This is a genomic window from Pseudarthrobacter sp. NPDC092202, from assembly GCF_044755505.1.
Classification (GTDB): Bacteria; Actinomycetota; Actinomycetes; order Actinomycetales; family Micrococcaceae; genus Arthrobacter.
This window is the reverse complement of sequence record NZ_JBIVRG010000017.1, coordinates 1-20,904: the sequence shown is the minus strand read 5'-3', so window position 1 is coordinate 20,904 and position 20,904 is coordinate 1. Positions and strand designations below refer to the sequence as shown.

25 protein-coding genes are annotated in these 20,904 nt (G+C 65.8%); 8 read left to right on the top strand and 17 right to left on the bottom strand.

Annotation, left to right across the window (positions count from 1 at the left end; all coding sequences use genetic code 11):
* Positions 1 to 3 precede the first annotated feature (3 nt).
* The 3 genes from ACIQF4_RS18935 to ACIQF4_RS18925 all read right to left on the bottom strand — a co-directional run bounded on the left by ACIQF4_RS18935 (position 4) and on the right by ACIQF4_RS18925 (position 2,758).
* The gene (locus ACIQF4_RS18935; protein ID WP_400517213.1) at positions 4 to 1,152 is read right to left on the bottom strand and encodes a DUF1611 domain-containing protein; all 1,149 of its coding nucleotides are present in this window, start codon (positions 1,150 to 1,152) and stop codon (positions 4 to 6) included.
* A gap of 196 nt (positions 1,153 to 1,348) precedes the next feature.
* A complete protein-coding gene (locus ACIQF4_RS18930; RefSeq protein WP_400517212.1) occupies positions 1,349 to 2,287 on the bottom strand; it encodes an alpha/beta fold hydrolase in 939 nt (312 codons plus the stop codon).
* A gap of 105 nt (positions 2,288 to 2,392) precedes the next feature.
* Entirely contained in the window at positions 2,393 to 2,758 is a 366-nt protein-coding gene (locus ACIQF4_RS18925; protein WP_231457207.1) for a cupin domain-containing protein, read from the bottom strand.
* A 190-nt stretch (positions 2,759 to 2,948) separates the two neighbouring features.
* Between ACIQF4_RS18925 and ACIQF4_RS18920 the strand changes: the two genes are divergently transcribed.
* The 3 genes from ACIQF4_RS18920 to ACIQF4_RS18910 all read left to right on the top strand — a co-directional run bounded on the left by ACIQF4_RS18920 (position 2,949) and on the right by ACIQF4_RS18910 (position 5,629).
* The gene (locus tag ACIQF4_RS18920; protein ID WP_350002709.1) at positions 2,949 to 3,095 is read left to right on the top strand and encodes a hypothetical protein; all 147 of its coding nucleotides are present in this window, start codon (positions 2,949 to 2,951) and stop codon (positions 3,093 to 3,095) included.
* 511 nt (positions 3,096 to 3,606) lie between these two features.
* Complete coding sequence (locus ACIQF4_RS18915) at positions 3,607 to 4,944, top strand: TrkH family potassium uptake protein (protein ID WP_400517248.1); 1,338 nt, start codon at positions 3,607 to 3,609, stop codon at positions 4,942 to 4,944.
* Positions 4,937 to 5,629, top strand: a complete 693-nt coding sequence (locus tag ACIQF4_RS18910) for a potassium channel family protein (protein ID WP_400517211.1) — start codon at positions 4,937 to 4,939, stop codon at positions 5,627 to 5,629. Before ACIQF4_RS18915 ends, ACIQF4_RS18910 begins: the two co-directional genes overlap by 8 nt.
* 30 nt (positions 5,630 to 5,659) lie before the next feature.
* On the opposite strand, the gene ACIQF4_RS18905 is transcribed toward ACIQF4_RS18910, so the two are convergent.
* On the bottom strand, positions 5,660 to 7,183 hold the full coding sequence (locus tag ACIQF4_RS18905) for a SulP family inorganic anion transporter (RefSeq protein ID WP_400517210.1): 1,524 nt from the start codon (positions 7,181 to 7,183) through the stop codon (positions 5,660 to 5,662).
* Between the two features lie 177 nt (positions 7,184 to 7,360).
* On the opposite strand from ACIQF4_RS18905, the gene ACIQF4_RS18900 reads away from it, so the two are divergent.
* Complete coding sequence (locus ACIQF4_RS18900; RefSeq protein ID WP_400517209.1) at positions 7,361 to 7,741, top strand: MerR family transcriptional regulator; 381 nt, start codon at positions 7,361 to 7,363, stop codon at positions 7,739 to 7,741.
* 90 nt (positions 7,742 to 7,831) lie between these two features.
* Here ACIQF4_RS18900 and ACIQF4_RS18895 read toward each other — a convergent pair whose 3' ends face one another.
* From ACIQF4_RS18895 to ACIQF4_RS18845, 11 genes are all read right to left on the bottom strand, one after another.
* Positions 7,832 to 8,071, bottom strand: coding sequence for a hypothetical protein (locus ACIQF4_RS18895; RefSeq protein ID WP_400517208.1), 240 nt, complete (start codon positions 8,069 to 8,071; stop codon positions 7,832 to 7,834).
* A 15-nt stretch (positions 8,072 to 8,086) separates the two neighbouring features.
* The gene (locus ACIQF4_RS18890) at positions 8,087 to 8,494 is read right to left on the bottom strand and encodes a four-helix bundle copper-binding protein (protein ID WP_400517207.1); all 408 of its coding nucleotides are present in this window, start codon (positions 8,492 to 8,494) and stop codon (positions 8,087 to 8,089) included.
* A gap of 60 nt (positions 8,495 to 8,554) precedes the next feature.
* Positions 8,555 to 8,992 carry a hypothetical protein gene (locus ACIQF4_RS18885; protein WP_400517206.1) on the bottom strand — a complete coding sequence of 146 codons (438 nt, stop codon included), beginning with the start codon at positions 8,990 to 8,992 and terminating at the stop codon, positions 8,555 to 8,557.
* Positions 8,993 to 9,154: 162 nt separating this feature from the next.
* Positions 9,155 to 10,471 carry a DUF2254 domain-containing protein gene (locus ACIQF4_RS18880; RefSeq protein WP_400517205.1) on the bottom strand — a complete coding sequence of 439 codons (1,317 nt, stop codon included), beginning with the start codon at positions 10,469 to 10,471 and terminating at the stop codon, positions 9,155 to 9,157.
* 107 nt (positions 10,472 to 10,578) lie between these two features.
* Positions 10,579 to 10,755: a CsbD family protein gene (locus ACIQF4_RS18875; protein WP_400517204.1), complete on the bottom strand. Its 177-nt coding sequence runs from the start codon at positions 10,753 to 10,755 to the stop codon at positions 10,579 to 10,581.
* Positions 10,756 to 10,884: 129 nt separating this feature from the next.
* The gene (locus tag ACIQF4_RS18870; RefSeq protein ID WP_231456970.1) at positions 10,885 to 11,262 is read right to left on the bottom strand and encodes a helix-turn-helix transcriptional regulator; all 378 of its coding nucleotides are present in this window, start codon (positions 11,260 to 11,262) and stop codon (positions 10,885 to 10,887) included.
* On the bottom strand, positions 11,222 to 12,505 hold the full coding sequence (locus tag ACIQF4_RS18865) for an MFS transporter (RefSeq protein WP_400517202.1): 1,284 nt from the start codon (positions 12,503 to 12,505) through the stop codon (positions 11,222 to 11,224). Before ACIQF4_RS18865 ends, ACIQF4_RS18870 begins: the two co-directional genes overlap by 41 nt.
* A 156-nt stretch (positions 12,506 to 12,661) precedes the next feature.
* Positions 12,662 to 13,702 carry a hemolysin family protein gene (locus ACIQF4_RS18860; protein ID WP_400517201.1) on the bottom strand — a complete coding sequence of 347 codons (1,041 nt, stop codon included), beginning with the start codon at positions 13,700 to 13,702 and terminating at the stop codon, positions 12,662 to 12,664.
* Complete coding sequence (locus ACIQF4_RS18855; RefSeq protein ID WP_400517200.1) at positions 13,695 to 15,056, bottom strand: hemolysin family protein; 1,362 nt, start codon at positions 15,054 to 15,056, stop codon at positions 13,695 to 13,697. Before ACIQF4_RS18855 ends, ACIQF4_RS18860 begins: the two co-directional genes overlap by 8 nt.
* 173 nt (positions 15,057 to 15,229) lie before the next feature.
* Entirely contained in the window at positions 15,230 to 16,423 is a 1,194-nt protein-coding gene (locus ACIQF4_RS18850; protein WP_400517199.1) for a glutamate--cysteine ligase, read from the bottom strand.
* 190 nt (positions 16,424 to 16,613) lie between these two features.
* Positions 16,614 to 16,973 (bottom strand): hypothetical protein, encoded by a 360-nt coding sequence (locus ACIQF4_RS18845; RefSeq protein ID WP_400517198.1) that lies wholly within the window; start codon positions 16,971 to 16,973, stop codon positions 16,614 to 16,616.
* Between the two features lie 243 nt (positions 16,974 to 17,216).
* Between ACIQF4_RS18845 and ACIQF4_RS18840 the strand changes: the two genes are divergently transcribed.
* Genes ACIQF4_RS18840 through ACIQF4_RS18830 form a run of 3 tightly spaced genes read left to right on the top strand, consistent with a single transcriptional unit; the run spans position 17,217 to position 18,655 of the window.
* Positions 17,217 to 17,474: a hypothetical protein gene (locus ACIQF4_RS18840; protein WP_350002723.1), complete on the top strand. Its 258-nt coding sequence runs from the start codon at positions 17,217 to 17,219 to the stop codon at positions 17,472 to 17,474.
* A gap of 52 nt (positions 17,475 to 17,526) precedes the next feature.
* On the top strand, positions 17,527 to 18,267 hold the full coding sequence (locus ACIQF4_RS18835; protein WP_400517197.1) for a GAF domain-containing protein: 741 nt from the start codon (positions 17,527 to 17,529) through the stop codon (positions 18,265 to 18,267).
* Positions 18,268 to 18,283: 16 nt separating this feature from the next.
* Positions 18,284 to 18,655, top strand: coding sequence for a hypothetical protein (locus ACIQF4_RS18830; protein WP_400517196.1), 372 nt, complete (start codon positions 18,284 to 18,286; stop codon positions 18,653 to 18,655).
* A gap of 42 nt (positions 18,656 to 18,697) precedes the next feature.
* On the opposite strand, the gene ACIQF4_RS18825 is transcribed toward ACIQF4_RS18830, so the two are convergent.
* Together ACIQF4_RS18825 and ACIQF4_RS18820 are read right to left on the bottom strand one after the other, a co-directional pair.
* The gene (locus ACIQF4_RS18825) at positions 18,698 to 19,435 is read right to left on the bottom strand and encodes a GAF and ANTAR domain-containing protein (protein ID WP_400517195.1); all 738 of its coding nucleotides are present in this window, start codon (positions 19,433 to 19,435) and stop codon (positions 18,698 to 18,700) included.
* 233 nt (positions 19,436 to 19,668) lie between these two features.
* Positions 19,669 to 20,202 carry a DUF2243 domain-containing protein gene (locus ACIQF4_RS18820; protein ID WP_350002728.1) on the bottom strand — a complete coding sequence of 178 codons (534 nt, stop codon included), beginning with the start codon at positions 20,200 to 20,202 and terminating at the stop codon, positions 19,669 to 19,671.
* Positions 20,203 to 20,433: 231 nt separating this feature from the next.
* Here ACIQF4_RS18820 and ACIQF4_RS18815 point away from each other — a divergent pair, with 231 nt between their 5' ends.
* A complete protein-coding gene (locus tag ACIQF4_RS18815) occupies positions 20,434 to 20,658 on the top strand; it encodes a hypothetical protein (protein ID WP_350002730.1) in 225 nt (74 codons plus the stop codon).
* Positions 20,659 to 20,904 lie beyond the last annotated feature (246 nt).

Here is a 20,904-nt window from a genome sequence, read left to right as displayed (position 1 = left end):
GTTTTACCACGCATCCGGGCTGCCAGAGGGGGTGGCTGGTCGAGGGAATCCGAGGAACCCCCGCTTGGGCTCAGCCCACTCAGGCGTAGCGACGAAGGGTCCGATCAAGACATCGCTTGTTGCGCTGGCTGGCTGCACCGTGCCGGCGGCCTCGGTGCCCGCGGTGGCGGCGTTGGCCAGGATATCCGGTACGTGAAGGATCGAGGCGGCAAATTCAGGGTCCGCGAGTTCGTCCCGGGTCACCACAGGGAGTCCCGTAGCTGCCGCCGCTTCCCGCATTGCCAGGGGCGACCGCGTTAGCAAGCCCGTCACAGCCAGGACATCGTGTCCCACCTTCTGCAGGTGGGAGACCCCGGCCACTGCCCCCATGGCGTCCGGAGCAGCGAAAATGACGGCGTCAACATTCGCCCGAAAAACCGCTGACTCCAACAAATGCGAGGTTTCATGCTGGTAGATGCCGTCCGCGATCTCCACAAGGTTCAAGGCCGCGCCTGAATCCGTGAGGTGGTCCACCAGTTCGCCAAATTTAGCCTCCACCACGTTCATGGGCTGCCGGTACGTCGAGGCCAACCCGACGTCCGTGAAATCCAGCATGATGTGGGCGCCGGCATCCAGCATGCACCAGTAGTCGTTGCCGGACCCCGTCCCGGTTGCTTTGGTAGCCCCCACCCAGACGCCCGCTTTGCTGAATCCGTTTACCAGGCAGTGGACAGCTGTTGTCTTACCTGAATTCATCGCTGTTCCAAGGACTGCGATGGTCCGGGGCCGGGGCACCTGCGGGGACACCGGCTGCAGCGAAAAGTCCTGGATATTCAGCGGCCGGCCTTTGGCATCGCCCAGAAGTCCCAGGGGCTCTATTTCCGTCGCCCTCCTAACCGCCGTGCTCCGGCTCAGCACCTCGGAGGCGATTCCCCCCGAAGCAACCAGCTGGGCGTTGGCCAGTGTTGCCGGCACCTGTGATTCAAATTGGTCAGTGGCGTACCTGTCTCCATACGTGACGATAATTTCGTCGTCGTCGTGCAACACCGCCCGGCGTCCGTTCGGCTGCTCAATATGACGGTGATGCCCCAACTGCACGATTCGAGCCAGTACCAGGTCACCGGACCGGGGCCGGACTGCGCCCGAGACCAGGGAGGCTATGGCTTCTGGCACTACTCGACGGGTTGTAAACGCCGCTTTTGCCCTCGCGACCCGCTGCGCGTCGATCGGCTTGACCCACACTCTTCGGTCTGCTCTCATGACTCGCACGGTACGCCCGGAGTAATTGGCGGGGAATGGGGAGGGGGTACCCGAACTTGCGATTAGGTATTACTTGCAAGAAGCAGGAAGAAAAGCCCCTAAAGCAGCTTCACTCACCTATTCCGCTCCCCATGAACGCCCGGAGCTCCCCTGCCATCCGTGCGGACTGCGTGTGGTGCAGGTAGTGCCCGCCCTCAACGGTGACAACCTGATGCCTGCTGACGTTGTCCAGCAGGTTCCGGGCTGATGACACCTTGGTGGCTGTGGAGTCTGAGCTTTCGTCGGCAATGAAGGCCAGGACGGGCAGGTCCCCGGGGTAGGTGACTCCCCTCAAGGCTGCCGCGTTGTTCGCGATCCTTGCTGTTTCGTCCGCCACGGCGGGATTGCCGAAATTCCAGTTGGCCATCAGGCGCATGCGCTGCAGCTCATCCTCTGTGTAGGCGCCACCCTCCGGGTCCAGCAGCCCAGGGGCCAGGAACGTCACGGCCCGCACTATCCCCGTCACGGCCGGGGCACGCTCCCAGCTGATGCCTGGTTCGGGCTCGTCCACGGCCTCCGGCCCGGGTTTCGGTATGGTGGCGTCGATGCCCACCACCGCGGACAGTTCCGAACGGTACCGGTTGGCGTAGTCCAGCATGTAGAAGCCGGCTATCGAGTGCCCTGCCAGGACGTACGGCTGCCTGACCTGGAGCCGGGCCAGGACCTCGTGCAGTTCGCTGCTGATGTTTTCGTTGGTCCGCGGAGGACCTTCCATGTCGCTGTATCCGTACCCAAACCCCTCAACAACAATGACGTCGAAGCCGCCCAGCTCACGGGCCAGCGGCGCAAAGTCGAGCCCAGGAGCGGAGGTGCCCAATCCGCTGAGGAGGACGATCGGCTGCCCCTCTCCCCCGCTTCGCCAGACGTTCAGGGCTCCGCCTTCCACCTGGACGCGCTCGCCGTAGGCAGGGGTGCCGGATTTCTCCGCCCGCTCCAAGGCCGCGTTGACCGCCGTCGACACCAGAAGCAGCCCCAGCACCACCAGCACGGCGATACCAAAACGCCGCAACCGGCGCCGGGGCTTCTTCCGGGAGCGGGGCCTCCGGGGCGCGGCATCCGTGGGATCCCGCTGCCCCGAAGCCCTCCTAGGAAGGACGCGCACAGCTGCCGGGCATCAGGCCGGCTTAGCGAAGGTGGCCGCGCTCATGACCTCGTAGCCCACGAACGCCTCGTCCCCTTCGACCCAGGCGTCGTGGCCGGCCGGAATGGTGTACGCGTGGCCGGGGCTGACCGTGGCCCGCGAACCGTCCGCCATTTCCACGGTCAGTGTCCCGGCGGCGCAGATCCCCACATGGTTCACCTGGCACGTGTCCGTGTTAACCACGGTCTTGACGGTCTCGGACCACCGCCAGCCCGGCTCAAAGGTGAACCTGCCCAGCGTTGTGTCACCGAGGTTCACCACATCCACCTGGGTCTTTGGCGGACGGCGTTTTTCGTCGGGCTGGTCGAATGATTTCGCTTCCAGGGCGTTTACGGTCATTTCGTTCTCCTGACAGGAGGGGTGTGGCAACAATGCATCCGGAGCGCCCAGACAGCTCCGGGTTTCGGTTGACGGGCCTGCGGCGGATCCGCTGCCCGCCAGCCACCGGCACCCAGCGCTATCAGCGTGCGCCCGCGGGTGGGCCGTGTCAATATGCCCTGCCACCGGCCATCGCGGCTAGGCTTCCGGCATGGGACTCATCATCACACTGCTTATCATTTGGCTCGTTCTGTCCATCCTGGGCTTCGTTATCGAGGGGCTGCTGTGGCTGGCCCTGATCGGCCTGGTGCTGTTCGCTGCCACCGCCGTCTGGGGCTGGATGAAGCGGCGGGTCTAGGCCAGGCCCACTCCCTGCTTTGACCGCTCGGGGTGAGGTGCCGCCGTCGTGCGTTCCTCCCCGGTTACTTCCCGGGGCACCCTTGCGGCGCGCCCCGAACGACGGCGTGTCCCGGCCCGGGAGAGCAGTCCGCCCTGACGAACCGGGCAGGAACGCGCGCCCCTGCTCAAGCTGCCCACCTGGGTGAGGTGCCGCCGTCGTGCGTTCCTCCCCAGTTACTTCCCGGGGCACCCTTGCGGCGCGCCGCAGACGACGGCGTGTCCCGGCCTGGGAGGGCAGTCCGCCCTGACGAACCGGGCAGGAACGCGCGCCTGACCCCGGAGGATGTGAGGTCCGTTGCATCTGGCAGGCGCCGCTGTGCTGCGGTGGTACCGTGGCGCCTATGCACCTGAAGGCTTACCAGCGAAGCCCCCACCCCCAGCGCCGGAGGAAAAAACCAAGGGCCGTCCTGGCCGGGTACAGCCGGTCCCTGGCGGAACTCCAGGGGAAGCAGGTGTCCACCCTCCGGCGAATGGCCGGGAAGCTGGTTCCCCGGCACCCGGCGCAGCTGATCGTCCTGGGCTTCGTCCTCGCCATCGCCGCGGGAACAGCGCTCCTGATGCTGCCGGCCGCCACCACAGGCACGCGGCCGGCCACACTGCTGGAAGCACTGTTCACCGCAACGTCCTCAGTCTGCGTCACCGGACTCATCACCGTGGATACCCCGGTGTTCTGGACCGGATTCGGGCATGCGGTCATCCTGGTGCTGATCCAGGTGGGCGGGTTCGGCGTGATGTCCTTCGGCGCGCTCCTGGGCGTGCTGACCGCCCGGCGGCTGGGACTGCGGTCACGGATGCTGGCCGCCACGGAGACCAAAAGCACGGGGTTCGGCGATGTGCGCCGCGTCCTGGTCGGCGTCCTGGTGATCACCGTCATTGTTGAGGCCATCCTGGCGCTGGTGCTGATGCTCCGCTTCCTGCTGGGCTACGGCTACACGCCCGGCGAGGCCCTGTGGCACGGGGTGTTCCACTCAGTGTCCGCCTTCAACAACGCTGGGTTTGCGCTGTACTCGGACAGCCTGATGGGGTTTGTGGGCGATCCATGGGTGTGCCTGCCCATTGCGGGCGCGGTGATCATCGGCAGCCTGGGTTTTCCGGTCCTGTTCGAGCTGCGCCGCCAGTACCGCCGGCCCGTCTACTGGAGCATGCACACCAAAATCGTCCTTGCCGGCAGCGCCGTTCTCCTGGCCGGCGGGACCGTGTTCCTTACGGCCGCAGAGTGGACCAATCCCGCCACGCTGGGCGCCCTGCCACCTGAGGACCGTATCCTGGGCGGGTTCTTCCAGTCCGTGATCACCCGCACCGCCGGTTTCAACAGCGTTGACATCAGCCAGATGCACCCTGTCTCCTGGCTGGGCATGGACATCCTGATGTTCATCGGCGGCGGCCCGGCCGGCACCGCGGGCGGACTGAAAATCACCACCTTCGCCGTGCTGTTCTTCATCCTGGCCACGGAGCTCCGGGGGGACACCGCCGTGAACATCTTCGGCAAGCGCCTCTCCCGGGCCGTGCACCGCCAGGCCATCACCGTGGTGCTGCTGGCCATCGCCCTGGTGACGGCGTCCACCATGTTCCTGATGCTCATCACCGACTTCGGCCAGGAACGCATCCTGTTCGAGGTGGTGTCCGCCTTCGCCACCGTGGGACTGTCCACCGGCATCACGGCCGGGATGCCTCCGGCGGGGCAGGTGGTGCTGATCCTGCTCATGTTCATCGGCCGGCTCGGCCCCGTCACGCTCGGCACGGCGCTGGCCCTGCGGAAGCGCCCCATACTGTACGAAAACCCGAAGGAAAGGCCCCTCATTGGCTAAGGACATCTTCACCCGCAGGGGCGAGCGCGCCGCGCACCCCGATTCCGTGGCCGTTATCGGTCTGGGACGGTTCGGCGGCTCCCTGGCCCTGGAACTCGAAGCACAGGGCACCGAGGTGCTGGGTATCGACAGCAGCGAGGAAATCGTGCAGTCCTACAACGGACGGCTGGCCCATGTGGTCCGTGCGGACTCCACCAAGGAAGAAGTGCTGCGGCAGTTGTCCGTTCACGAGTTCGACCGGGCGGTGGTGGGCATCGGCTCCGACCTGGAGGCGAGCATCCTCACCACCTCCCGGCTGCTTACTTTCAAGCACCCGGAAATCTGGGCCAAGGCCATCAGCGAACCGCATGCGGAAATCCTGGCCCAGCTGGGGGTGCAGCACGTCATCCGGCCCGAGCACGACATGGGCCGCCGCGTGGCACACCTGGTCCGCGGGGCCATCCTGGACTACGTGGAATTCGAGGACGACTTTGTGATGGTCCGGACCCAGCCGCCGTCCGACGCCCGGGACCGGCCGCTGGGGGTGCTGGGCCTGCGGGACAAGTACGGGATCACCATCGTGGCGGTCAAAAGGCCCGGCGGCACCTGGCAGCACACCACCGCCCAGACCGTGCTGTACGACGACGACCAGATCATTGTCCAGGGCCCCAAGAACTTCGCCGAACGGTTCAGCACCCGCCCCTGAACCGTTCAGCCGAAGGCCCTCTGAGCTTGCCTAGTGCCCGGCGCCGAGCTTCCCGCCGAGCCGCTCGCGCATGGTGGTGCTGGCGTCGTTCAGGCCGATAATCTTCACGTCCTTGCCGTGGTGCCGGTACTTTTCGGTGATGGCGTCCAGGGCTGCGATGGTGGAGGCGTCCCAGAGGTGGGAGGCGTGCATGTCGATGACCACATGCTCAGGGTCCAGCGCGTATTCGAACTGGGTGTAGAGATCGTTGGACGAGGCGAAGAACAGCTCGCCGTTCACCGTGTAGGTGGCGGTTTCGTGGCCTTCCACGTTCGTTACGGTGCGTTCCACGGTCACGAAGTGGGCCACCCGGCGGGCGAACATCACCATCGCCACCAGCACGCCGACGCCGACGCCGATGGCCAGGTTGTGCGTGGCCACCGTGACGATGACCGTGGCCACCATCACCACCGTTTCGCTCTTGGGCATCATCTTCAGGGTGCGCGGGTGGATGCTGTGCCAGTCGAACGTGGCCCAGGAAACGAAGATCATCACCGCAACCAGGGCGGCCATGGGGATGACCGAGACCACACCTCCGAGCGCCACCACCAGGATCAGCAGGAAGACGCCGGCCAGGAAGGTGGAGATCCGGGTGCGGGCGCCGGAGGCTTTGACGTTGATCATGGTCTGGCCGATCATGGCGCAGCCGCCCATGCCGCCGGTGAAGCCGGTGACGATGTTGGCAACGCCCTGCCCCCAGGCCTCGCGGCTCTTGTGGGAGCGGGTATCGGTGATGTCATCCACCAGCTTGGCGGTCATGAGCGACTCGAGGAGCCCCACAAACGCCACGGCCAGGCCGAAGGGGAAGATGACCTGGAGAGTTTCCAGGGTGAACGGAACGTTGGGAATGAACAGCGACGGCAGGGATTCCGGCAGGTCGCCTTTGTCACCCACGGTGGGGACGGCGATGGATGCCAGGACGGTGATGAGGGTGAGGACCACGATGGCCACCAGCGGGGCGGGCACCGCGTTGGTGAGTTTCGGCAGCCCGAACACGATCACCAGGGCCAGCGCCGCCAGTGGGTACACGAGCCAGGGGACGCCGAGCAGTTCGGGAACCTGGGACATGAAGATCAGGATGGCCAGGGCGTTCACGAAGCCCACCATCACCGAGCGCGGAATGAAGCGCATCAGCTTCGCCACCCCGGAGAGGCCCAGGATGACCTGGAAGATGCCGCCCAGGATGACGGCGGCAATGAAGTAGTCCACGCCGTGGGACTTCACCAGTGGGGCGATCACCAGGGCGACCGCGCCGGTGGCGGCGGAAATCATGGCCGGCCGGCCGCCCACGAAGGCGATGGTGACGGCCATGGTGAAGGAGGCGAACAGGCCCAGCCGCGGATCCACGCCGGCGATGATCGAGAAGGCGATCGCTTCCGGGATCAGGGCCAGGGCAACAACCAGCCCCGCAAGGACCTCGGTCTTAAGCCTTCGGGGCGACTTGAGGGTTTCCCGGACGGACTGCAGCTGTTCCGGAGTGTAGGCGGGGGCTTCCCCGGCGGTCTTGACGGCCATTGCTGGCTCCGTTCATGGTCAGGAAGACGCATAGAGGCGCCCTCTCTCTTTCGAAGAATGAAGGGGCGCAACCTCGCGCCGGGATGCCGGGAGCCCGCTCAGGCGGCTCACCAACCGCACACAACTCTACCCTAACGTGATGGTAGAGTTGCACGCGGACATTACGGAGGCCCACGCATGACAGCACGAACCGGAACTTCCACCATGCATATCGGCGAGCTGGCGGAGCGGACAGGTTTGTCCCTGCGCACCATCCGCCATTACGACGACGTGGGGCTGCTTCCAGCCACGGCCCGCACCGATGGCGGTTTCAGGGTTTACTCCGAGGACGACTTTGAACGCCTCATGGTGATCAAGCAGATGAAGCCGCTGGGGTTCTCGCTGGAGGAAATGGCGGACATCCTGGAGCTCTTCTCGCAGCAGGACGCGGGGGCCGCTGGTGACAGGCAGGCCAAACTCGCAGCGTACCTGGAGAAGGCAATGGCTGAGCGCGCCAAAATGGCCCGCAACCTGGCCCAGGCCGACGAGCTCATCGCAAGGCTCGGCGGCGGGGACTGACCAAGGTTTCGGCGGGTACGTCCATGGCCGGGCTGCCCTCGGCGCCCCCAATAAGCGCCAAGGACAACCCTGCCGTTGGATCCGGGCCTGTCAGCCCTCGCTGCGATCGAAGCTGAACCCGCAGGCGCACCGGTAAGTGAGCGGGCCGCCGTCGTAATTTTCCTGCCGTGCCCCTGCCGGCGGCCCTGCACTGACCAGGCGCATCGGCTCACCGCAGTGGATATGCGTGGCCAGCATCCGCCGCAGCTGCGGGTCCTCCGCGCGCCTGGCACGGGCCGGTCCCCTGCGCCCGGGGCGGCGAACCGCCGGCGGAATCTGTGAAGGTGCCATGGCTGTCACCCCCGCCTAGTCCAGCGAGGCCAGGAGGTCGGCGCAGGCCTGCTCACAGCGGCGGCAGGCCTCGGCACACACCTCGCAGTGCCGGTGCATGGAGGCGTGCTGGCCGCACTCCTCCGCGCAGGCACGGCAGGCGGTGCGGCACGCTTCGAGCACTGCCCGGGTGATGCCGACGTCGTAGTTACCGTGGCGGGAGAGGATCTTTCCGGTGGCGGCGCAGATGTCTACGCAGTCGAGGTTGGTGCGGATGCACTTGGTGAGCTCGGCGACCATATCCTCGTTCAGGCATGCGTCGGCGCAGGCGGTGCACGTCTGGGCGCAGTCGAAGCACGCCTGGATGCATTCGGCGAGCTTGGCTTTGTCGACGCCCGCCACGTCCTTGGGGTAGGCGTCCAGCATGGACTGTACATAAGTCATTGGTATCTCTTTTCCAGGTTCTTTCAGCAGGTCTTGATGGCGTGGAACGGCGAACCGGTTCTACGTCCTGCTGATGGAAAGGTCCACGACCCTGAGCGCGGGCAATTCAGGCTCCCGCGGCACATCACCGGCGGAATGCAAGGTCCCCCCGGGCAGCCGCTGGATGAGCGACGGCGGGTCCACGGCCCCGGTGCGCACGGGCACCGGTTCGCCGCGGGGGGCCTTGCTCCGCTCGCCTTCCCTCTCCAGCCCTGCAGGCTCTGCGGACGGGCCGGCCTCGTGGATGACATGGACGGAGTGCTGGGCGGTTGCTGCAGGTTCTGCCGGACCGGCCGATGTTTCCGCCTGCGCCGGGACTTCCGCCGCATCCTGTTCGGCTGCTGACTGCACCGGGCCGTGGCCGGGAACCAGGGCGTAACGGCTGCCGGAGGTGTAGGAGGCCGCCCCGGCAATGACCAGGACCAGGAGCAGCCACACGAAAACACTCCGCGGCACCATGAGGCAGCGAAGAAGTCCTTGTGCAAACGAACCTAGGGTGGCCATCACCACTTCCCGTCAGGGGCTTTTTATCAGCCTAGCTTCCCATTCCTGTTCCGTAGATCACATGCGTATAAATTTTGGGCCTTTGCTGGGATCGGGTTTTCTTCCGGCGTCCAGTCCCTATCCCCCGTGGACTGAGTCAGCCAGGTCCATCAGGGTTTTCCGTTCCGGCGTTGAATAGCGGGCCGAGCCGATGGCGTTGCGCATCCGGCCAAGGTGGTCTGCGATCTCCGCCCGGTACCGGCCCTTCCGGTCGCACCACGCAAGCTCCTGGAGGAGCCGGAGGAGGCGGGCTGCGACGGCAGGGTCCGCGGCGCCGTAGTGCCGGGGCTGGTCCATCGCCAGGCTGAGGAGTTCCGGGAGCCCGGGAAGCGAAAGCACCACCCTGACCCGACCGTCGTCGTCCACCATCTGCTCAGGGCCCGGATCCCGCTCCGCCAGCCCGCACAGGAGCGCCGAAAGGTGCCCCACGACGTGCACTGCCGTGGTGGGATCGTTGATGCCTGGGGAGAGAGCCCGTGCCGCAACATCCACGAGTTGCCGGAACCCGAACCCGACGTCCTGGACGTTGGTCCGTTCAAATCCGGTTGCCACGGCGGCGTTGATGTCTCCAGCCAGCTTCTCCCGGGCTTCGGCGCTGAGTGTTGCTCCCGGCGCCACGGGCCAGGCGGTGGCAAAGGGCACGCCCTCCACCAGGGAGCTGCCAGGTTCCCGGTCTAGGCGGATAACGGCACCGGCACTTTCGGCGGCCTCCAGGAGGGCTCTTTCGTCATAGGAGGTCAGGAACCCTGACGAAGCGGCAAGGATGGGAAAACTGCCGGGCGCCGGAAGCGGCTCCGGGCCGCGTGCGGGGCGCTCCTGCGGGAAGACGCGGTCGATGGCCTCCCGGGTTTCCGCGTTGACCCTGCGCAGCATGGTTTCCACCCGGATTTCCCGCGTAAGGTGCGCCAGGAAGAGCACCAGGCCAACCACGCTGGCAATGGCCAGCACAAAGGCGACCGTCACCGAGATCTCGGGGACGAAGGCTGTGTTTCCGTTGCCCTCATCCCGCACGCTGCGCAGGACCGTCAGTGCGAAGGCGAACGCGGCCAGGAACAGGGCCAGCGTTCCGTGGACGAACCGGTCCGAGGTAAAAGTCCGGAGCAGCCGGGGCGAGAACTGGCTGCTGGCCAGCTGGAGGGTTACCACGGTGAGTGAAAAGGTCAGCGAGGTGACAGTGATGAGCGAACCCGAGATGGCTTGCAGGACGGCCCGCGCAGCCTCCGGTCCCCCGCTGAAGAGGAAAACGGTCACACTGTCCGGCAGTTCGCCGTCGACGGCTGAGTCAAGCGCAGGCAACGCCATGCCCAGAAGGACAGCAAGGGCAACAGCCAGCACCGGAAGCGGCCACAGCTGTGTCCGCAGGGCATCGAGCCAGTGCGCACTGCGGGTGTTCATGGGCAACTGATCCCCTGTTCCGTGACATGCGGCCGGCCGGACCGGACCTGTGAAGAGCAAAGGGTGCGGCTCCAGTGGAACCGCACCCTGTGCATGTGGACCGGAAGTCAGTCCTGCTTGAAAGCGTCCTTGACCTTTTCGCCGGCCTGCTTCAGGTCGCCCTTGGCCTGGTCGTTCTGGCCTTCGGCCTTCAGGCGATCGTCGCCGGTTGCTTCGCCCGCGGCTTCCTTACCCTTGCCGCCAAGCTTCTCGGCTGCGTTGCCAATCTTGTCGTCCAAACCCATGGTGTTGCTCCCTACGGTCGGCTCCCGCCGGCGTGCCGCCAGCGGCTTACCTTCCCATCGTAACCACAAATCACTAAGGGTGCTGATCATTGTGGGCGGTGAGCTGCGGCGCGGACCTCCCCGACAGCCCTAGCCGTGGCTGGGTTCGCCTGTGATGCGGTGGTCCGCGTGGTTGATGGTTTCCCGGATCAGCCGCACCAGGTGCCCGTCATGCAGGGAGTAAATGACGTGGCGGCCGTCCTTGCGGGTGTCCACCAGCCCGCTGAGCCGCAGTTTGGCCAAGTGCTGGCTCGCCACGGTCCGCGGCACTCCTACGGCTGCCGTCAGCTCCGTTACGGTTTTGGGGCCCTGCGCCAGTTGCCAGAGCAGGTTCAGGCGCGTGGGTTCAGCCAGCATCCGCAAGGTTGCGGACGCTGCTTCCAACAACTCGGGGCCCGGTGTTACCTGATGGACCAGGGACGGGACGTCAGCGGCGGGGACGGCTTCGCTGCGGGGCTGGCTGGTCACTCTTCTGTTCCTCCCCTGCACGGCCCATGGCTCCCGCGGCCTCATGCCGGGGCCAGGACAGGAATGCTCCTGCACTGCCTATCATCGCAACAATTGTCAGCCCCGCTGCGGCCCAGCCCAAACCGGCCGCGGCTCCCACCCAGCCCGCCAGCGGATAGGCCAGGATGTAGCAGGCGTGCGAGAGCGAGAACTGGGCCGTAAAAACATACGGCCGGGTTTCCTCTGTTGAGGCTTCCCGCAGCAACCTCGACGACGGCGTGAGGATCGTGGAGTTCGCCGCGCCCAGCAGGAACCACAGGAGAAGCAGCAGCCACCACCCGCCAGGAGGCGAGGCCCACATCATGGCAGCGGCACCCGCCATGGCAAAGGGAACGACGGCGGCCCCGCTGAGCATCACCCTTCGGTCACCCAGGCGTTCCAGCACCCGCGGGGCGGACAGGGCCACGGCCATGGACCCCACGCCGAAGCAGGCCAGCGCCACGGCAAGGTCCGCATCCTGCCGCTGCAGCACATCGCGGACATAGACCACGGTGTTCACCAGCACCAGGGCGGTGGGCGCTGCCACCACCAGGTTCAGTGCCAGCAGCGACCGGAGCCGCCGGTTCCGCCAGAAGATCCTGGCACCAAGGGTGGTGCGGTGCCAGAGCGGGGTCTGCGGTGCCTCAGCGGCGGCGGCCACCGGCAGGACGGAGACAGCCACCATGAAGGCCGAGACCAGGAACCCGGCCACGGTGCCAAGGAACACCTTGTTGTAGCTCATGACGGTCAGCAGCAGCGCCGCCAGCGCAGGACTTGCCAGCGCCTCCATGTCATAGGCCAGCCGGGAGAGGGACAACGCCCGCGTATAGTCCCGCTCGTCCGTGAGGATGGTGGGGATCAGCGACTGGAACGCCGGGGTGAACGTGGCGGAGGCGGACTGCAGAAGGAAGATCACCACGTAGATCTGCCAGGCCTCGGTGATGAACGGCAGGGACAGGGCCATCGCCGCGCGCACCAGGTCGGCACCGATCAGGACCGGCTTCTTCGGCCAGCGCGCCACCAGGGCATTGATGACCGGCGCCAGGCCCACATAGGCAAGCATCTTGATGGTCAGTGCCGTTCCCAGCACGGCGCCGGCGTTGCTGCCGGCCAGGTCGTAGGCCAGCAGCCCCAGGGCCACCGTCAGCAGGCCCGTGCCGATCAGCGCCACAACCTGGGCAGCGAAAAGCCTCCGGTACGTTGCGTTCCGCAGAACGGAGATCATCCAGCCCACCCCTTAAGTGCATAGGTGCACGTACATGCACTCATTAGAGTACCCGCTGCTCCGTCAGATCACATAAGGCCAAAATGGCGGAAGGCGCCGCCCCGTGTAGGGGCGGCGCCTTCCCGGCTTGTGGTGCCGTGGCTGCAGCAGGGAGGGTCAGGCGCTGGTGGCGTCCTGGACCTCGCCCACCAGTTCCTCGATGATGTCCTCCAGGAACAGGACGCCGGTGGTGTTGCCGTGCGCATCGAACACCCTGGCAACGTGGGCGCCCGTGCGGCGCATCGCGGCCAGGGCGTCCTCGAGCTCGCTGCCGCTGTAGGCGGAGGCGAGGCGGCGGATCCGCTTCGCCGGCACCCGCTGGGTGAACTTCTCCTGCGTGGTCAGGTCCATGACGTCCTTGAGGTGCAGGTATCCGGAGGGCTCGCCGTCGTCATTGGTGAGGATGTACCGGGAGAACCCGTGCCCGGCCACCGCGCGCTGGATGTCAGCCGGCGTGGCGGACTCCGGCAGGAGAACCATCTCGGAGATGGGAACTTCAACGTCCGCCACGGTCTTGGCCGTGAACTCGAAGGCGGCGCTCAGGGTTCCGGTGGTGTCCGTCAGCATGCCGTCCCGGGTGGACTGCTCCACGATGCTGGCCACCTCATCCAGGGTGTAGGCACTGGTGGCCTCGTCCTTGGGTTCCACCTTGAACAGGCGAAGGATGGAGTTCGCGATGCCGTTCAGCGTCCAGATCACCGGCCTGACCACGCGGGAGACCATCACCAGCGGCGGGGCCAGGATGAGGGCTGCCCGGGTTGGGACGGAGAAGGAGATGTTCTTGGGGACCATCTCCCCCAGCACCACGTGCAGGAAGGTGACCAGCAGGAGCGCCGTAATAAAGGCAATGATGCTGATCGCCTCGTAGGAGAGGGACGTCAGGCCCAGCGGAATTTCCAGCAAATGGTGGATGGCAGGTTCGGAGACGTTCAGGATCACCAGGGAACAGACGGTGATGCCCAGCTGGCTGGTGGCCAGCATCAGCGTGGCATGCTCCATGGCCCACAGGGTAGTCTTGGCGGCCTTGCTGCCGGCCTCGGCTTTCGGCTCGATCTGCGAGCGGCGCGCGGAAATAACGGCAAACTCGGCACCGACGAAGAAGGCGTTGACCACCAGGAGCATCACCAGCCAGATGATGCCGGGAAGGTATTCACTCATGGGTCAGCTCCTGCGTCAGGCCATCGATAATGCGGTCATGGGCGCTCTTCGGCGCGTCCTCCGAAGTGTCGGGGGTGAACCGGATCCGCTCCACGTGCGTACCCAGGACGCGCTCCACCCGGAGCGTGCCGCCGTCGATCCCTACTTCATCGCCCAGCTCTGGGATACGGTCCAGCTGGTCCGTGACAAACCCGGCCAGGGTGTCGTATTCCTCGCCGTCGGGCACGGTGATGCCTGTCCGGTCCAGCAGTTCGTCGGGCCGCAGCGACGCGTCAAAGGTGATGGACCGCCCGGTCCGCACCACGCCGGTGCGTGCGCGGTCGTGTTCGTCTTCAAGCTCGCCGACGATCTCCTCCACCAGGTCCTCCAGCGTCACGATGCCGGCGGTGCCGCCGTGCTCATCGGAGACGATGGCCACCTGCAGCCCCTGCTTCCGCAGCAGGACCAGGAGCGTATCCACGCCCATGGACTCAGGCACCCGGAGCGGCTCGATCATCAGCTCCGAGGCAAGTACACGTGACCGGTCGGCCAGGTCCACCGCGAAGGCCTGCTTCACGTGGAGCACGCCCTGCACGTCGTCGCGGTCCTCGCCGATGACGGGAAAGCGGGAGTAACCGGTGGTGGTTGCCAGTGCCACGATCTCTTCGGCCGTGTCGTCAGCGTTGACTGCCGTCATCCGCACACGGGGAGTCATGACGTCGGCGGCGGAGTGCTCCGAGAACCGGAGTGTCCGGTGCAGCAGAACGGCATGGTCGGCGTCAAGGAGACCTTCGAGGGCTGACCGGCGGACCAGGGAGCTGAGTTCCTCGGCACTGCGGGCGCCGGAGAGTTCTTCCTTCGGCTCGATGCCGAAGGACCGGATGATCTTGTTGGCCGTGTTGTTGAACAGCAGGATCACGGGCTTGAACACGGTGGTGAAGAGAGCCTGGAACGGGACCACGAACTTGGCCGTGGCCAGGGGAAGCGCCAGGGCGAAGTTCTTGGGCACCAGCTCGCCGATCACCATGGAAAAGACAGTGGCGATGAAGATGCCAACAACTGCACCGATACCAGGCACAACAGCTTCGGGGAGGCCGGTCGAGAGCAGGGGGCCACGCAAGAGGGAGCTGATTGCCGGCTCGAACGTGTAACCCGTGAGCAGCGTGGTCAGGGTAATGCCCAGCTGCGCACTCGAGAGGTGCGTCGAGGTGATCTTCAGTGCTTTGATGGTGGGCTTGAGGCGCTTTTCGCCGCGCCCCTGGCGGGCTTCGAGGTCATTGCGGTCCAGGTTGACCAGCGCGAACTCGGAAGCGACAAAGAAACCGGTACCAACCGTCAGGACGAGGCCAATACCGAGCATGATCCATTCATACATTGAGGCGCCCCTCTCCCGTGGTGGCCGGCGAACCGGTCAGAAGGCGGAGGGGCTTGGGCATATGTGAAGGAGGGTCATCCATAATGCATTCCATCCTACGGGCACAGGATGCGTGCGATCGTGCCTGTACGCCCACAGCAGACCGCCCTGCCGCCCCCGCCGGGACGGACAGTTCAGGCGTTCCCTACCGTGCAGTCGACGGCGTCCCGCACCACATCCCTGAGGCCGCCGGTGCGGTGCAGCACCTCGAGCTGCCGCGTTGCGCCGGTGCCGGCCCGCAGCAGGTCATCGACCAGCTTTTCCACCGGCGCCAGGTCCCCGGTGCCCTCCAGTGCTTCGTGGATGTGGATCAGGAGGGAATTGACGACGGCGAGCGCCGGGGCCGGGCGCGACGTGTACGGATCGAGAAGTTCCCCGCGCAGTCCCCAGCGGCCCGCCTTCCACCCCGCCAGCCGCAGCAGCGCTGAAGGCACGCCCAGCGGCTCGATCCCCTCGCGCCATTCCCGGGCGGCAGTGTCCACCAGTGCCCGCGCGAGCCCGGCAAGAAGCACCGTGTTTTCCGGGCGCAGGCACACGTCCGGGACCCGGAATTCCACGGTGGGATAGTGCCGGGAGAGCCGGGCGTCGAAGTAGATCATCCCCTCGTCAAGCGCCACGCCGGTACTAACCATGTCATGCACGAGCTGGTGGTACACCTCGGGTGAACCGAGGATCTCCAGCGGACCGGCGGACGGCCAGCGGTTCCAGACCTGCGAACGGTAGCTCGCATACCCGGTGTCCTCGCCATGCCAGAAGGGCGAGTTGGCGCTCAGCGCGGTCAGCACCGGCAGCCAGATCCGAATCCGGTCCAGGACGGCCACCGCCTCTTCCGCTGATTCCACCGAAACGTGGATGTGGCAGCCGCAGGTGAGCTGTTCCCGTGCGGTGAGCCCATACTCCTCTGCCATGGCAGCGAAGCGGCGCAGTTGGACGGGATGCGGATCGCAGGGCAGCGGCGACGTGCCCAAGGCAGCGGCGCGCACCCCCACATCCCGGGCCGCCCGGTCCGCGATGGCGCGTCCCGCGACAATGTCTGCCTTCAGCGTATCCATGGTGGAATGAGGCGGCGAAACCACCTCGATCATTTCCTGCTGGAACTCGGCCGTGAGCACAGGGCCCTTGCTGGAATCCATAGGACGGACGTACAGGTCCAGGAGCCCGCGGGCCATGGGCACCGCCTCACCCGTGCCCGGATCAACGAGGAGGAGTTCCTCCTCGATCCCGAACGTCCGGACCTGCCGGTCGCCGCTCTCGCTGCGGGCGCTGCCGGTGCCGGTGCCGTCATTGCCGGTGCCGGTGCCGGTGCCGTCATTGCCCAAGCTGGCCATCGCCGTCGTCCTCTGCCCGGCGCGTCTTTGCCCGGTGCGTCTTTGCCCGTTGCGCCTTTGCCACGTCCGGGGTCAGGGTGTGGCCGGGGGCGCGCCCAATAGTTGCTCCGGGAAATGGCGCCACGCCGTCGCCATCCGCTGCACCAGCGGCTGCCTGCGTCCCCGGCCCGTCCATGTCCTCACCGCGGCCTTACCGGCGCGGCTGCGCGGGGTTCGTGGGAACGCCCTGGGACGGCGGGTTAACCGGGGGCCCTGGAGTGCTTGCCGGCTGCTGCCTCACAGGCTGGCCGGTGTTGACCTCCGGTGTGCCCGGATTGAGCGGTCCGCTGGGAACGGCGCCGGCCTGCAGGTCCTGAAGTCTCTTCTCGAGGATCTGCAGGATGGGAAGCCGGTTCCCGTGCGCTTTCTCATACGCAACCAGCCGTGCCACGTCCCCTTCTGCCAGGCCGGAGATCCGCGAGGGCAGAGTTCCCGCCGGCAGGTGGTCGTAGTCCGGCAGCGGAAGATCTCCGTGCTGCGGAACGTCGGCGCTCTGGGGCATTTCGTTCATGGTGGTTGAACTCCTTACCGTAGATCACAGGCTTAGTAAGTACCCTTACTTGTTTTACGGTACGGTGATGCCAGCCGCAGTACAAGATCCGGCTGCCCTGTACTTCCGGCCACAGCCCGGGTACATTCGGAAGTGTGACGGGGGTCATGCCCCGTCCCCTCCCCGGCCCCTCTGCACAGCCGGCGGAGCAGCCGCTGTAGTAAAACGGCGGCAAAGGATGCAGAAGCGGAACGGGCCTAAACCTTGGCAACCTCGCACTTTCAGCAGTTCCTCGACGAAGCAACTGTTCTTGATCCATCCACCGATTCGACCCTTGGGCCCGACTGCCTTTACGGCCTCTACGTCAGCTGGGCAGAGCTTCACGGACTCCAGCCCAAACCGGACCAGGCTTTCCGCGCAGGGATGCAGCGCTGCGGAGTGGACCTGCACGATATCCGACTGCACATGACGGGTCCTGCCGCGGCTGACTACATCCTCCGCAGCTACCCGGCCGTGGCATGATGTCCCGCCAGCCGGGCGGGTGTGGCGCCGGACCGCCAGTCAGCACTGCGCCGTGAACTACTCAGCAGGCGGCGCCAGCAGGCTTCCGCTGGATGATCTGACGCTGGCGGTGGCCCGCATCCGTGGGATCCTCCTGACGGAGGAAAAAGTGGACCGCGCGGTCCACCTCCTGGCCCAGGCCATCAAGGAGTCCATTCCAGGAGCTTCGGGAACCGGGGTTTCCCTCATGGATGCGGGAGGCAGAAGGACCAGCAGCGGCTTCACCGATGCGTTGGTGCAGCAGGCCGATAACGCCCAGTACCGGCTCGGGGAGGGTCCCTGCCTGACAGCCTGGGCCACCGAACAGGTGGTGATAGTGGACGACGTCAGTACAGACGGGCGATGGCCGGCGTGGAGATCCGAAGTCGCGGAGCTCCCCGTCCGCTCGGTCATCAGCGCGCCGCTGCTCCACGGAAAGGAAACCATCGGCGCGTTGAAGATCTATTCTGCCCTGCCAGGGCAGTACGACGACACGACCGGCCGCATCCTGTCCCTGTTCGCAGGGGCGGCAGCCACTTTGCTGGCACACATCCAGGGTACGGAAACGCCGTTGCAGATGAGTGAAAGCCTCAAGGCTGCACTGGCTGGACGGGATGCCGTAAACCGTGCCTGCGGAATTCTGATGGAACGCCAGGGCATCAGCCAGGACAGGGCGATGCAGCAGCTCATTCAAAATGCCCGGGTTGCCGGCGTACCCCTTATCTCGATGAGCGAGCAGCTGATCGGTAAGGTGCCGCCGCCCGAGGGGCGATGAGGGGGAAGTGAGGACAATGGGATTCGATCCTCACGAACCGGAGCAGCGCGGGAAGCTTAACGATGCCCTCCGCGCGGCCGGCATCAGCGTGGGGGAACTCTGGCTGCGGTATTTCAGCATGAGCGGCTCGGCAGGCGAGTATGAGGTGCAGGCCTACGCCCAGGGCCTCATCTCCCTGCCCGTGGCACAGCGCGACCTGCTGGCCATGGCGGCCAACGAACTCATTGACGAAAAGCCGCAGCTCCGCGCGCCCTACGCGGACGAGCTCGACAGTTTCAGCGCTGAAGCCGGAGGGCAGGACACTGCCCAGGGCTGCGACGGCTCCCGTGGCTGGATTCCAGGGAACCATACGGGGAGGGGCTTTTCCAGCCCGGACGGTACGGCCTGACACCCTGCTGGCTGCCCCGGCCCCTAGGCCTGGTGGTAGGGCTCAGGCATCGTAGTGGGTGGTTACTGCTGGATCGTCCGTGACAGAGGCAACCACGCTGGCCGCCACCTCACGCAGCTTGATGTTCCGGCTGCTCGACGCCCTCTTGAGCACGGACATTGCCGCGTCCTGGCTGCAGCGGTTCTGTCCCATGATCACACCCGCCGCAAGGTCAATAACGGTCCGGGAGGACATGGCTGCTATGAGGTCGTCCCGGGAATCAGTCAGCTGGGCGATGCGCAGCGCCAGTCCCAGGGAGGTGCTGGCATCCCGGGCAAATTTCTCCGCAGCACTGATCGCTTCCCCGGAAAAGGCGTGTTTCCGGGTGGAATACAGGTTCAGTGCCGCCCTCGCTTCGCCCCCCTCGAGCATGGAAACTGCCAGGACGGACTCGAGCGGCGATTCGTGCACGGCGGCAATGTAATGCGGCCAGCGGTGTTCACTGCGCACATCCGGAACATGCATTGTGCCGCCCTCCCGGATGGCCGATAGGCAGGGTCCTTCATCAAAGGCGTACTGCACCTCGTCCAGGCTCCGGGCGCTGTCATCGCTGCTGGCCACCGTGGCCGGCTTCTTCCGCCGCAGCACGGTCACTGAACACGAGATGTCCTGGCCGGGTGAGGAAAGGTCCGCGGCCGCCGCGACGGCCAGATTATGGAGGAATTCCTCCACGTGGGAACTGCTGAGGACAAGATCATCCAGTGGTACGGCAAGGGGTTGCCTGATTGTTTCGTGAGCCATGGCGTGGCCTCCTCCTCGTAGCCCTGCGCCTGCCGCCCGGCGCCGAAAACGCTAACCTGCACCACAGCAGACTCCTGCGGCTCTTCCAGCGTACTACCGGAAAATGCTGCCGAAACTGCCCTCCCACCGCATGTCCAGCCTTGGTCCGGGAGGGGTATGGACACGTTACCCGTCCCCCCAAAGCCGTTGGGGAACTGATCTGTTCCGACTGCCGAATTTAATCAGCGTGCTTACTATCCTGCGGCAGGACCCGTGCTTTTTCCAGACCCTGGACTACCCCGGTACAAAAGCCAGCCGGCCGCCACCAGGACTACGCTGAGCCCCAGGAAGCCAAGGTCCCAGGCCAGCGGTCCGCCCAGATCGTCCCGGACGTGGTGGATCTGCAGCAACTGGTGGTTGATGAGGCCCTCCACGATGTTGAACACACCCCAGCCGGCCAGGACAAGGCCGGTGTGGAACCGCCAGCTCGCCGAGAGGCGCCCCAGCCTTCGGGCGCGGACGGCCAGGACGGCGGCGGCTGCCACCAGCACCCACATGGCGCCATGGAAGAGGCCGTCAGCCAAGGTGTTAAGCTCCAGCCCTGCCAGCGTTTTGGTGTTCCCGCCGGCGGTGTGGCTGAGCATGTGGTGCCACTGCAGAAGCTGGTGCAGCACGATGCCGTCAACAAAACCGCCCATGCCCATACCGAACAAAAACGCCGGCGCGGCAGCCGGTGACAGCGACCGGCGGGCTGCCCCGGCCGGCGTACTTGGGATTTCCCGTGTCACGCCTGTTCCTCCTTCTGTGCCGTTCGGCTATCGCTTAAGTCCCTACCCGCCGTCGTGCGCGGTAACCACTAAACTCACCAAAGATTCCTTCCGGCGGAACCCTTGCCCCGTCCGCGTGAGGCAGAAGCCTGCGATTCACTTGGTCACAGAAAAAACACCACATTGAAACAATTCAGCAACCTGGCCACGGCATGCTGTCTCTTACGGGGACACAACAGCAGGAGGCGCATCATGGAGGCACAGGGAGTTCTCACCGGCCAGCTTCGGATCGGCGACCAGATCGAGGCATGGCACAACGGCAAACTTTTCCACCGGGGACGGGTGATGGACGTGGTGCCTGCCCTTGAACTGTTCTGGATCCTGGACGCGAGGACCGGCACGCGGAAGCTGCTGGACCCGGAGGCGCTGGAGATCCGGCACGTTGGGGAGCAGGCCACGCCGCTCGCCCCGGCCTAGGAAAAGCAGGCGTACGACGGCGGCCTGCCGGGCTCCCAGCGTTCAGAGCGTTCAGGCCGTCCAGCGTTCAGGCGCGCGCGCCGGCCGTGCATAGAATGAACCCATTGCGGCACCGCTGCGGCAGTACGGGCGCAATCCGCCCGCCACCACCACTAAGCCTCGATCCACCGATGAGTTTGGGGTGTGAGCGGGTGCCGTGACACGGAAATGCCCCTCGGATCAGGGAAAATAGAGCTTGTCTAAGGT